The 13,360-nt window shown below is 40.2% G+C and carries 7 protein-coding genes; all 7 read right to left on the minus strand.

Annotated features, from left to right (window positions below):
• Positions 1–28: 28 nt before the first annotated feature.
• Positions 29–1,048, minus strand: a complete 1,020-nt coding sequence (locus G9H60_RS06065; protein ID WP_223143190.1) for a zinc-binding alcohol dehydrogenase family protein — start codon at positions 1,046–1,048, stop codon at positions 29–31.
• A 5-nt stretch (positions 1,049–1,053) separates the two neighbouring features.
• Positions 1,054–3,507 carry a glutaminase family protein gene (locus tag G9H60_RS06070; RefSeq protein WP_223143191.1) on the minus strand — a complete coding sequence of 818 codons (2,454 nt, stop codon included), beginning with the start codon at positions 3,505–3,507 and terminating at the stop codon, positions 1,054–1,056.
• Positions 3,508–3,825: 318 nt separating this feature from the next.
• A complete protein-coding gene (gene glmS / locus G9H60_RS06075) occupies positions 3,826–5,661 on the minus strand; it encodes a glutamine--fructose-6-phosphate transaminase (isomerizing) (protein WP_223143192.1) in 1,836 nt (611 codons plus the stop codon).
• Positions 5,662–5,925: 264 nt separating this feature from the next.
• Positions 5,926–6,795 carry a 3-keto-disaccharide hydrolase gene (locus tag G9H60_RS06080; protein WP_223143193.1) on the minus strand — a complete coding sequence of 290 codons (870 nt, stop codon included), beginning with the start codon at positions 6,793–6,795 and terminating at the stop codon, positions 5,926–5,928.
• Positions 6,785–8,083: a vanadium-dependent haloperoxidase gene (locus tag G9H60_RS06085; RefSeq protein ID WP_223143194.1), complete on the minus strand. Its 1,299-nt coding sequence runs from the start codon at positions 8,081–8,083 to the stop codon at positions 6,785–6,787. Before G9H60_RS06085 ends, G9H60_RS06080 begins: the two co-directional genes overlap by 11 nt.
• Positions 8,083–11,421, minus strand: coding sequence for a VCBS repeat-containing protein (locus G9H60_RS06090; RefSeq protein WP_317197221.1), 3,339 nt, complete (start codon positions 11,419–11,421; stop codon positions 8,083–8,085). The genes G9H60_RS06085 and G9H60_RS06090 overlap by 1 nt, the downstream gene beginning before the upstream one ends.
• A 76-nt stretch (positions 11,422–11,497) precedes the next feature.
• The gene (locus G9H60_RS06095; RefSeq protein ID WP_223143195.1) at positions 11,498–13,348 is read right to left on the minus strand and encodes a RagB/SusD family nutrient uptake outer membrane protein; all 1,851 of its coding nucleotides are present in this window, start codon (positions 13,346–13,348) and stop codon (positions 11,498–11,500) included.
• Between the last annotated feature and the right edge of the window lie 12 nt (positions 13,349–13,360).

The following is a 13,360-nucleotide window of genomic DNA, read 5'->3' on the forward strand; positions in this document are numbered from 1 at the left end:
TTCTAACTAGCATTCCCTTGATATTGTTTTAAGAATCAAATTCTACAACCGCCTTGATGACTGCTTGCGCAGGATCTAAAAAGGATTCAAAATGAGTAGATACATCTTGAAATTTAGTGCGATGAGTAATGAAGTCTTTGGTATGTATTAAACCTTTTTTCATACAATCCATCACCCATTCAAAATCGCTTCGTGTGGCATTTCTACTACTCATCAAAGTTCCCTCTCGCTTGTGAAATTCTGGATGGGAGAATTGAACATGGTCTAATTGTAAACCTACCAGAATGTATTTACCTCCGTGAGCCATGTACTGAAAACTAGAATCAATAGCTTTTTTATTTCCTGTGGCATCAATGATGACTTGCGGCATATCACCCTGAGTGATTTCTTGCAAACGCGCCATCACATCCTCTTGACCCACTTGAATCGTATGTGAAATTCCCACTACATTTCTACTGAATTCCAATCTGCCTTCATTCACGTCTAAAGCAATCACTTGTCCGCCCGCAATGCGCGCCATTTCCATCACTCCTAATCCAATAGGTCCAGCACCCACCACCAAGACCCAATCATTCTTTTTTATGTCTGCTCGTCGAACCCCATGGGCACCGATAGACAAAGGTTCTAATAAGGTATATTCGTCTAGGCTGAGTTGTTCGTCATAGACCAAAGCTTCAATAGGAACTTGCAAATATTCTCGCATAGCGCCATCTTCATGTACGCCTAGTACGCTAAGTGTCTGACAGCAATTGGTTTTACCTTGTCGACAAGCCACGCATTTTCCACAAGAATAGTAGGGAATGACACTAACGTTGGCTCCGATGGGAATTTTAGATCCAGAACTAATCTCCACGATTTCACCTACAAATTCATGTCCTAAGATACGAGGGTAGGAAAAAAAGGGTTGTGTCCCTTCAAAAGCATGCAAATCTGTTCCACAAATACCCACTTGTTTAATCTTAAGAATGGCCATGCCATCTTTCAATTTGGGTCTTTCAGACTCTTGGTATTTCCATTCAAATGGGGTGGTACAAACAAGTTCTTGCATAGCTTTTATCTCAATTTACGTTTTGCCCAACGCTGTTCTAACATTTTGATGAAGTAGCCGCCCACCACACTTCTAGCTTGGAAACCTACTTGTTTGCCATTAGTCGTTTCATGCCAATCGCTCAAAGGCACGCGTGATGAACTTTCTTGCATGAATTGATAGATAGGATGTACCAAAGCCTTGAATTCTTCGGGTTTGTCAGAAAGAGTGGCAGTCCACATGATCCAATCACTTTTGGTATAGGTTTTTCTACTGTCCAAAGGCAAACCGTAGGTGTTTTGCTTTTTCAAATAGTAAGCCATTTCTTTTTCGTACACATATCTCGGGAATAGATTGAGTCCTAATAATTTGTCCCAAACAAGGTTATACTTTTGACTCCAGGTATTGTTTTTGTTGAAAGTCAAGGCATAATGATCTCCTTCATCGGCCATTTCCATCCATTTTAAGGCATATTTTTTAGCAATACTTTGCATGGAGTCAGCAGTGCTTTTCAAACCCATTTGTCGGGCCATTTGAGCGTAAGATCCAATACCTACAATCGCTTTGATGGATAGATTTGCATTGCGGTCCAAATGTCCTGCAAAATCATCCGTACATAATTGATTGGCAGGATCTAAACCGTCCTTGACTAAAAAGTCCACCCAGCGGGTTAGGGTAGGCCAATGTGCTTTGGCGATTTGTGTGCTGTTTTCTTCCTTGCAAATAGCCGCAGTTAACAGAATCATATTTCCTGCTTCTTCCACCGGCATATCTTCCGGATAGGTTTGTCCATTCGCCAAAGGATAGGTACCAATGTCATGTGCCGGGAAAGGTTTTTTCCATTGGCCACTTTCGCTGTAATAAATCAAAGGCTCAACCATTCCACGCAGTAATTTAGTATTGTATATAAGACTCAAAGGGGCAGAAGGATAAGTGACATCCACCGTCCAAATTGAACCATTACTGAAGTTTTCTTTTTGAGGGAAAAGCACCTCATTTTTTTCTCCTCGAACTAATTTATGTGCCGCTAGTGATTGTCGGTAGGCAGCAACACAAAGTTCCACATATTCTTTTCCTCCGGCTTGAAGCGCTTCTTGATATAACTGTTTGTCGAAGTTTTTACATTGACTCAGAATACTCGGATATTCTTGCGCAGCTCTTAGAAGCAAATCATCCATGCTGGCAAAGTTCTTTTTCCACCAAGCTTGTAAATTTTTCTGGAAATACTGAATGGAATACAAATCATCATAAGCCAGCATGATGCTCGAATTTTGATTGGATTTAGTGGCGTTTACATCCCATGAGGCAACCAAATAATCCGTACTTCCTGATTCGCCGGAAGGTTTTTTGCCATCGGCAAGGCTCATCAATTGAGATTGAGAAAGCGTCTTTAATTGCTGCTTAGCTTGATTAGTCGCTAAATAGGCATATCCCCAGTCGATTCGAACATCGTCGCCCACTTTATTGAGTACTTTTTGTTGACTGAGCCCCGTTTTCAAATAGCGAACATTGCCTTTTTTGCCCGTACTTACTTGGACCATTTGTTCTTTTTCATTTTTAGCTATATCCGAAGACAGGCCAAAAGTGATTTTGGTTTTATGCGTTTTATTATCTGTGGATTGTATGCCAAAATTGATGTAAGAAACAGGTCTTGAAAGTAAATCAAGGTTGGATGCTAAGAGCGGAGAAAGGAAATTCACTTGTAATTTAACGGGTCCACAAGTGAACTGGTAGCTTGTCTGCGTAGCGGTGATTTGGACGGAGTTTTGTGTCGCTAGGTTCGACTGAGTGGAGCGAGTTTGTTTAGCAAAACCGGCATCTAGCCAAGAATTTCCTACGGGATTCATGCAATGAATAGCCAAGATGTTTTTGCCTTTTTTTAGCTTGCTTTTAATGATATCACTAAGTGGATAGTCTTTCAATTGCTTGGTATGGCAGTTTTCGCACGAATAAACAGGGTATCCGTTTAGGTAAACTTCCACGTCATCATCATGGCGCAGTTGAAGGATTAGTTGATCAATGTCGATGTCTTGTAAATCAAAGGCACGTCTTACCCAAATGTTTTTGGTGTTCCAAGGCGTATTCCATTTGTTATCCCAACCTTTACCAAAAGGTAGTTTGCCTTTATTCCAATAGGTATCATTGAAGTGGGAAGTCATCCAATCCTCGGCAGGTTTGGTTTCCGTGTATTGCACCTCGATTGGCTGATTATTTTCGGCATGGGCAACAATGCCTGTGGAGGGATATTGCAAGGCACCCAGGAATTGATAGGTTTTTCCGTCCACTTCCAATAGGCCCACTAAAGATTGATCCGAACCTGTCCAATGCCGCGTGACAGACTGATTCAATTGATCTGTAAAAGACCAAACACTGAAATAGGGGTCATGGGTGATGAGCGGATAGGCAGGAGCTTTATTGACTTGTGCTTGGGCAAAAAAGCCAAACAACGCTAAACTAGCGAACAGGAAAAATGATTTCATAGGAAAGGTTTACGAAATTAAAGATAGGAAGATTCCAAGCATCTACAAAAGTCTAAAAAAATATCGATCTACTGATAATCTGTTGGGAGATCCCCGTGATTTTGACTGAAAAATGCTAGGTTTGCACCTAACGCTGTCAAGGTTTTAAACCTTGACAGCGTTGGTGGAAATCCTGTGAATTCCGCTTTTGCCATGCCCTTCGGAACATGTCGAACAAGCATTTAAGCTAAAAAACGTTGGCTGAGGTTCTCGAAGCCAACGTTTAATTTTCAATGAGGTTCTCAATTTGCTGAGGCTCTCGAAGCCAACCCTTCCAAACTATTCCACCGTCACACTCTTAGCCAAATTCCTTGGCTTATCGACATCCAATCCGCGTAATACGCCGATGTAGTACGACATTAACTGGGTAGGAATGACCGTTAATAAAGGCGCTAATAATTCATCGGTTTCTGGGACTTCCATCACATGATCCGATACGCCTCGGATGGCCGTGTCGTCCGGATTGATGATGGCTATCACTTTGCCTTTGCGGGCTTTGATTTCCTGTATGTTGCTGACAATCTTATCGTAATATTTGTCTTTGGTAGCAATGAATAAAGTTGGTAAGGTCTCGTCCACTAAGGCGATAGGGCCATGTTTTACCTCTCCCGATGGATATCCCGAACATGGGATATAACTCACTTCTTTCAATTTCAAGGCGGCCTCCAAGGCTACCGGGAAATTATAGCCCCTTCCTAAAAACAAGAAGTTATTCGCTTCAGCATAAACTTGAGCGACTTCTTTTATCAATTCATGAGAGGATAAAATCACCTGAACCTTCTCTGGGATTTGAGACAATTCCACTAAATAATGCTTGTAATCCGCATCGGATAATGTTTGCTTGGCTTTACCAATTTTCAAAGCCATCATGGCCAACACGGTTAATTGGGCCGTAAAGGCTTTGGTACTAGCTACGCCAATCTCCGGTCCTGCATGAGTGTAAGCTCCTGCATGGGAAAGTCTTGCGATAGAGGAGCCTACCGCGTTCACTACGCCAAAAATAAAGGCTCCTTGTTCCTTGGCTCGTTCGATCGCCACCAAAGTATCTGCCGTTTCACCACTTTGGGAGATCGCTATAATCACATCCCCAGAATGTATGATGGGATTACGGTATCGGAACTCAGAAGCATATTCTACTTCCACAGGAATCCGACAAATCGTTTCGATCATGTATTCAGCAATTAGGCCAGCATGCCAACTAGTTCCGCAGGCCACAATGATGATGCGTTTCGCTTGGGTGAACACCGATAAATGTTGGTCTACACCCGCTAAGGTTAAACTTAAGCTAGCTACATCCAGTCGACCTCGTAAACAATCCGTTAAACTGGCTGGCTGATCAAAGATTTCTTTCAACATGAAATGATCAAAGCCTCCTTTTTCAATTTGAGCCAATTCCATATCCAATTGTTGGATATAAGGTGTTACAGGCTCATTACCTAGATTTTTTAAGATGATGTCATCTTTGGAAATAATAGCCAATTCATAATCATTGACATAAATAACACTCTTGGTATATTCAATGATGGGAGAGGCGTCTGAAGCCAAAAAGTGTTCTCCTTCTCCTACACCAATCACTAGAGGACTACCTTTTCGGGCAGCAATTAATCGGTCTGGATAACCCTCTTCCAATACAATGATGACATAGGCCCCAACCACCCTTTTCAAGGCAATGCGCATGGCCTCTTCTAAGGTTGAATTATTATTGATTTGAATGTCTTCAATGAAATTAACCAATACTTCAGTATCAGTCTCACTTTTGAAAGTATAGCCTTTTTGGATTAATTCAGCTTTTAATGAGGCATAGTTTTCGATGATGCCATTGTGCACCAAAGTGATTTTGCCACTATTGGATTGGTGTGGATGGGCATTGGCATCAGTAGGTTCTCCGTGAGTAGCCCAACGCGTATGACCAATTCCAGCATGTGCTTCTTGTAAAATAGGGGCATCCCAAGTCTCTAATTCACTGACTCTACCCTTCTTTTTGTAAGATTCAATTTGTTTGCCAAATAAGGCAATTCCCGAACTATCGTAGCCTCTATATTCTAATCTTTTTAAACCTTTTAAAATGATAGGATAGGCTGCTTGATGACCTATATATGCTACGATTCCACACATGCGATATAAAATTTATAATTGAATTATTTCTCTTTAGGCAATTGGAAGATAATTATCCGAACCGCCAAATTACCCAAATTTCATTTATTTTACCAAGTTTACTGGTATTAAATTACCGATTGGAGATTTCAATAATAGTACTTTTTTTATATGTTCGCTAAATGGCTTAGAGCAAATGCTAATGCTTTTTCAATATCTTCATTTTTCCTTAAAATGATACCATAGGATAGCCTATTTTCTTATTTAAAGGTCCAAATAAGGTATTTATTTTTTCTTTTTCTTCTTGAATAGACAATCTTCGGGTTTCGATTTAACGAAGTACGTTTTATAATTCAAGGCTTCTGGATTCATACAACCTTCCAAATTCAGGATTTCAATGTTCTTGAATTCTACCGGATGACTTTCGCTTTGTAATGAAATACTTCCTTCTTTGATAAGCTCACCAGATTTGCCAAAAATCACATCTTGCCCACTTACATTTCCACCTCCTACTTGTGGTCTCTGATACGCTAAAACCTCTTTACCATTGGAATAATGACGAATCAAAGAATCCCCTAAAACAAGCACCTCCGCCTGTACCCACTGATCCCCATGAAAGGTATCTGATTGTGAATTAATGCAATGAGGAGTAAATAACTTGCCATTCATTTCTACGTTAGTACCTGGGGTACATAAATTACAAGTAGTTCTTTTATCCTTACCGTTGCCTCCCAATAATTGTACTTCAATGGACACCGGAAAGTCTTGTTTCAAACCCATGCTTTCAGCGGTTTGCCCATGCACCATGATACCACTATTTCTGATAGCCCAACCTGGTCCTTTGATGGCCTGTTCTCCTACAAAGCGGTAATTCAAACGGATACGGTAATAGCCGAATTTTTTCTTGTAAAACAAGTGACCAAATCGTTCATCAAAATTGGGATAGGCCGCAGAATCATAGCGTACAACTAATTTTCCATCCTCCACGCGAAAGGTATTTCCGTAATTGACTCCGGCAGGAGAATTGCGGATTTTAGGTGTCCAATTATTTAGGTCCTTACCATTGAACATGGATTCCCAAGCTTCTTTGGAAGCATTTTGGGCTTGTGATTGGAAAGCAAAGATGCTTAGGAGTAATAATAATTTAATTTTCATGTTTCAATAAGGTTAAAAAATGTTTGCCTAAAATTCGGCCTTGGGTTTGTCCGGCTTCTATACCATCCATGTAATGAATTCCACCGTAAAAACGGGAAATACTAGCCTCTTGAGCAGCCGCTTCAAAAGAAGTAAAAGAACGGTCATGGATGTCATAACGTTTTTCTACAGTATCTGTATAGGCAAAATTAGGACCAAAGAAATGGGTTAAGACAATAGCCGCTGTTGTAGAAACCGTGGAATGTCCACTCGGATATTCTGGGAAAGGTGGTGTTTGTAAAAAGGGCTTCCAAGTTGGGTCGATTAATTTGCGGATGGCGGTTTCCGGTCTGATACGGTGGCTGTGGTATTTTTCTCTCCAACATAACCAAAAGGCATCCATTAAACTGGTTGCTAGGGCTGTTCTGATGGCTAAACTTTCTCCAAATTTTAATTGCTTTTTGGCACTAGCTATTCCCGCAATACCCATCCAATGGGCTCCAGGAGATATTTTTTTCATACCAATCAATAAATGGCCTTGGTCATTCAGTGCAAAGGGATTACAATCCCAAAAGGCTGCAATTTTTAGATTTTCTTCCGACTTGTTTGCCTCATAAACCGCTTTACTTAAAGCATAGAAGTTAGAGGAATTGGATTCTGAATAAGGAGCTGGTGCAGGAATTTCCTCTATCTTATTGGTGTCTAAACTAAAACTTCTTATGCGATAAAAGTAGGGTTCAACCGCCGGGAAATATCCTGGAGGCGTACTATACCAAGAGCCAGCCGTTTTCTTGGGAGTATACTTTGGGAAATTACTGAGTTTATTATAGCCATCTGCTTTGGCATAGGCTAAAATAACCTTTGCCACAGCTTGCGCTTTTTGGGTAGAACTTTCAATTACTTCATTTGATAAACCTAATTGACGACATGAATCAATATAACGCGATTCAAATTCTTTCATTCGGCCACCGGAAGGTTGCATCTTTTGAGAGACTTCCATCATGGCCAATACGGCTGTGAATTCTGGGGCTTCTAGGGATTTATCTGGTGTGAAAGAAGGATAGGCGTTGAACTGTTTTTGAAATGCATTCAAGCTTGAATCCGCTTCCGTCATGACCTGATAGCCAGCTAAACAAGCATAAGAGAAAAAGCGCATGGCCAATGGTGGATTACTGACATCATGAATCATCATTTCAGTCATTTCTTGGACCACTTTATCTATTTCGGTCCCCGAAAATTGGATTTTCTTAGACTCTGAAGTACAAGCCCAACAAGCCAAAAAGGATAGAAAGAGGATGATTTTTTTCATCATTTTGTCGCTTTGTATTGTAAGATGCCTCCTTGGTTGATTCCTATAAACAATTGTTTTCCCATTACTTGCATGGACCGAACATCTCCTTGTAACCAAAGTCCTGTTTTCTTAGGGGAAAGGGCCTCATAGCTTAAATTACCTTTGGATGTCAAGACTAAACCTGAATTGGCATCCATTTTACCAATCCGTAATTTGGCATGGTTCATATTACCAGCTAGCACGATATCCGCATCTTTTTGCCCATCTTTAGGTAGGACTGCGATGGCGTAAATAGGGGAGGATTGTGCTTCCCAAGGTAATTTGACGGATTCAAATTGACCTTTAGAATTCAGTTGAAAGAGAGAGGTTTTTAATTCAGTAGCTTTCCAAACTTGCTCTCCTTTTTGCTCTTCTTCCGTGATAATATCCGACAATTTAGCTTCAGCAAAACTTTGATAATCCGTAAATCGAGTACGCATGATACTCATTTGATCCAATAATTCATCCCTTGTCATGAAAGGTACAGACTCACCTTTGACATAAGTACATAAAATAGGATCTATGGAGCCATTTTGGTCATAATCCTTGTAATGCAGTTCCATAGCTTGCTCAGTTGACGCTTTCCATTGACTGTTTAGACCTAAATTACCTACCAATATTTCTTTCTTCCCATCCCGATTCAAATCTTCGATTCGAATGCTATTCCATAAACCTTGAGGAGAGTTTTCAAAGAATGTCGATGTGCTTTCTTCAAAGGCTTTGTTATTCAGCGTAAAGATTTTGATAGGCATGAATTCTCCCACCAAAACCAACTCTTTCTTTCCATCTTGATTTAAATCGTCCCAAGCGGCGTCGGTCACCATTCCAGCGTGTTGTATGGCGGGAAATTGTGCGCTAATATTTTTGAATTTACCAGCACCTTGATTGAGTAGGACAAAGGAGGCAGGACATTCGGGATATTTACCTGGAATCACTCGTCCACCTACGAATACATCCAGTAAGCGATCTTGGTTGATATCAATGATTTGAATACAAGATTTACTGACTCCTAGACTAGGTAATGGAACAGTTGATTTTTTGAAATTCCCTTTACCATCATTGATATACAAGCGATCAGCCAGTTTGGCATCATTTGCTTCCATCAATCCATAGCCACCACTGACAACCCATAAATCTAGATCACCATCTCCATCAACATCAAAAAACTGGGCATCACTATCCTCAAAACCATTGTCTTGACTCATGGCTGAAGGCACTCGTTTAAATTCTCCAGTGCTTTGTTGAAGGTATAATGTAGCACCTTTGCCAGCTTGATTTCCAACAAATATATCTTCCAATTTATCCCCATTGACATCACCTGTACTTTGGCATGGACCTACATAAGATAAAGGAAGAGTGATTTGGGTTTGGCGTTTAAAATCATTGAATTCCTCCTGTGCTTTCTCAAAGCTTTGTAAGGTTTTTACTTGAACAAATAGCGGGCTTTCTGAATTTTGGCTTTTAGAAGGAAGGACTTTCGCTTCGGATTCTTTTAAAGTAATTTGGCTGGCAACCACTTTTTTGATCACTTGGGATTTACCTGAATTCCAAACGATTTGAACGGAATCAATAGGTGCATTACTTCCTAAACCTACATGCAATATTGGAGACACACTTGATTGATATCCTCGGTATAAATTTTGTTCAAAATATTGGTTTTTACCACCTTGATAAACCCAGATTTTGGCCCCTAAACCAAGGGTATTTAAGCCGTCTCCTTGAAGTTTAATTTGAAGGTTTTTATTCTCTTTTTTGAGTTCGTTACTTTTATTCTCAAATATGAATGCAGGTTTATTGATGTTATTCACAATCAGCTCTAAGTCGCCATCGCCGTCCAAATCAGCATAGGCAGCGCCATTACTATTGGAGGTATTTTCCATTCCCCAGGCTTTGGTTACGGAATTGAACGTACCATTCTGCTGGTTTTTAAACATGTAATTACTGATGTTGGAAGCAGGCATTTTTTGAACTAATTCCAGCACGTTTTGTCTTTGGATGGATGCTTGATTGTTTTGAACATAATCTCCCATGTATTTAAGGAAATCCAGGTTGGTATAATCCCTTAAATACCCATTGGTGATGTACAAGTCTTTCCAGCCATCATTATCATAATCTGCGAACAGTGCACTCCAGCTCCAATCCGTATTGGAGATTCCAGCCAATTGTCCCAATTCATGAAATTTAGGTTCTTGAGTAGTAGGGTCAATGCCTTGGTTGACTTGCAACATATTTCTCATGTATTGATGGCCAAAACCCACTGCCACATTGAAATTAAATTTCTCGTAGTTATCTGGAGCCATCAAATTCTTTTGTCGCAAATTATCTTCAGGCAACATATCCAACGTGAATATGTCAGCCAGGCCATCATTGTTGATATCGGCAATGTCATTTCCCATAGAAAAATGGGAAGTATGTCCCATGCTTTTCTGAATGACGTTTTTGAATTTTTTCCCTAGTTGGTTGATGTATAAATAATCGGGAATGGTATAGTCGTTGGAAACATAAAAATCCAACCAGCCATCGGCATTGACATCCGATATACCCACCGCTAAGCCATAAGATAGGGTAGAGCTAGTAATCCCTAAGGATGAGGTAACATCGCTGAATTGACCTTTTTGTTTTTGTTGATAGAAGCGTAAACCACTGTTAAGATCTTCTTTTTTTAGCAAATCTGCAGTGCTGGCTTCATCCAATATGGGTAGTGATTTAGGATTGTGATTCACCAAAATCATGTCGAGATCTTGGTCTTTATCGTAGTCAAAGAAAACGGCCTGAGTGCTATTAGCCGGGCTATCTAGGCCATATGCGGCTGCTTCATCTTTAAACAAAGGGACGCCAGCTGCATCATTTCCTTGATTGATGAATAACTGGTTTCGTTTTTTATCTGGAGGTAAATTTCCAGAATAACAGAGGTAAATATCTAATTTATTGTCGCCATTGATGTCCACAAAGGAAACCCCTGTTTTCCATGGGCCTGGTCTGCCTGTAACGCCAGCTATTTCGGCTACTTCTTTAAATACCAAGTTCCCTTGATTCAGGTACAAATGGTTGTTTTCCATATTACTGGAAAAATACATGTCTTGTTTTCCATCTCCATTCAAATCCCCTGTCGCTACTCCGCCACCATTGTAGAAGTATTCATACATCAGGACATTGGTATTTAATCCTTCTTCAATTTTGTTTTCAAAATTGACATGACTTTGTTCTGGACTTAATAATTGGAAAAGTTGAGGTTCAGGATTGCTCTCTAAATCTGTTTTTGCCTTTTGGCAAGAAAAGCTAATGATGACAAGTAGGAGAGCAAAATAATTTTTCACGTGACAATGGATAAATAATGAAAAAAGGAAATGGTAAAGCATTTCTACTTTACCATTTCCTTACAAATATACTAGATTAATATCCAGGATTTTGAACCAACTTATTATTACGGTTCATTTCATCACGATGGATTGGCAAGAAGTACATCTTGTCTAACCAAGTTCTGTTCTCTTTACCTGGGTCCATTTCAACTACTTTATATGAATAATCAAAGCTGCTTGGATCATACTTATAAAGTGATACTGTTTTTCCTGGCTTCAAAGAACCAAACACGTTGATGATTTTCACTTTCGCACCTAAGGTGTTGGTAGCAATCATCCAACGACGGGCATCATGGTAACGATGCTCTTCAAAGGCCAATTCCACACGACGCTCGTTGCGATAACGCTCACGTAAAGCACTGCCAGATTCTGTTACGGCTGGCATACCTGAACGGAAACGAATTTTGTTCAACCAAGCACGAGCTTCAGCATCTTGACCCAATTCGATACAAGCCTCAACATAGTTTAAGACTGCTTCTGTATAACGGAAGAAAGGCCAAGGGATTTGTTGCCATGTATTTTGATCAACAATTCCAGGATTAGGGTCAGTGAACTTACGGAAATAATATCCAGTGTAGCTACCATTCCAATCCTCTACTGTACTCTTACGAGTATCTAAACCGAAGTAAGATACTTTTCCAGAGCCAGAAGAAAGTTCATATTGACCTGTTTGAATTTGGTTCATTGGATCTTTTGAAGCTACGTCAGCAGTTCTAGGCTTCCAGTTTGCACCATCATACAATAAAGTCGCATAGAAACGTGGATCACGATTATCATATGGACTAGCTGCATGGCCTGGGTTAGACCAAGAGAACTTAGAACCATCCATCATTTCGTAATCATCTACGAAGTTTTGAATAGGAGCATTTCCAGCCCAGTTGTGGTATCCATTTGGACCATTAAATAAACCGATACGACCACCATTTTCTTGTTTAGCATTGATGAAATAGCGAGCAAAGATTAATTCTTTTTCACCACCATTTTTTGCTAATGAGTTATTTTGATAGTTCGTAACAGCATCATTTTTCTCTGCTGGTGCAGATAAGTTCAATGCATTACCAAATCCAGGTAAATCCAATACAGCCTTAGCAGCATCTTTGGCTTTTGTCCAACGAGCCGCGCGGTCGCCAGAAGTATAGGCTAAGATTGCTGGAGTAGCAAATGCAGCCATAGCAGTTGACTTAGATTTCGCTGTTGTAGCATCGTATAAATCACTAGCTCCATATAAAAGGATACGTGATTTTAACGCTAAACAAGCAGCTCTACTTCCTCTTCCTGCTGCCAATGATTTACCATTCAATAAAGCTGCTGCTTCATCGCAATCTTTCACGATAAAGTTGATACATTCTTCCATGGTATTTCTTTGAGTAAGGAAGTCTGAATCCGTTAAAGCATAGGCTTTATCAACGATAGGTACACCACCATAATAGCGAACTAATTGGTGATAAAAATAAGCACGCATGAATTTAGCTTCACCTGTTAAACGCTCCACTAAGGCCGTTGGGAAGGTAGTCGCTTTTTTCAAATTAGCTAAGGCCAAGTTACATGCACGAATACGTGTGTACATGTTTTGCCAGCTAAGTGTACCATTCACCCAACCAATATCTGCTGGGTTAGAGCGTGATTCCGTGATGGTAGTAATACCACGTCCCGGGTGAGTAAAGGATGCTTCGTCCGTTAGGGAAGCAAGCATTTGCTCGTCAAATCCACCGTTTCCTAAACCTCCGTACAATTCTGTTACGAATGCCTCGGCCAAGTTAGGGTCAGTCCAAACAACCGATTCCGATAGTTGGTCCAGCGGCTTTGTATTAACAAAATCGTCATTGCAGCTGGTTAATACGGTACTAAAAAATGCTAGTGCAATGATTATGTTTCTTTTTTTCATAATGAATACGAT

This window comes from Aquirufa aurantiipilula (genome assembly GCF_019923745.1).
Classification (GTDB): Bacteria; Bacteroidota; Bacteroidia; order Cytophagales; family Spirosomataceae; genus Aquirufa; species Aquirufa aurantiipilula.

Coding starts and splice junctions, on each gene's coding strand:
- glmS (WP_223143192.1), bottom strand. CDS start 5,661: ATGTGTGGAATCGTAGCATATATAGGTCATCAAGCAGCCTATCCTATC.
- G9H60_RS06070 (WP_223143191.1), bottom strand. CDS start 3,507: ATGAAATCATTTTTCCTGTTCGCTAGTTTAGCGTTGTTTGGCTTTTTT.
- G9H60_RS06065 (WP_223143190.1), bottom strand. CDS start 1,048: ATGCAAGAACTTGTTTGTACCACCCCATTTGAATGGAAATACCAAGAG.
- G9H60_RS06095 (WP_223143195.1), bottom strand. CDS start 13,348: ATGAAAAAAAGAAACATAATCATTGCACTAGCATTTTTTAGTACCGTA.
- G9H60_RS06080 (WP_223143193.1), bottom strand. CDS start 6,795: ATGAAAATTAAATTATTATTACTCCTAAGCATCTTTGCTTTCCAATCA.
- G9H60_RS06085 (WP_223143194.1), bottom strand. CDS start 8,083: ATGAAAAAAATCATCCTCTTTCTATCCTTTTTGGCTTGTTGGGCTTGT.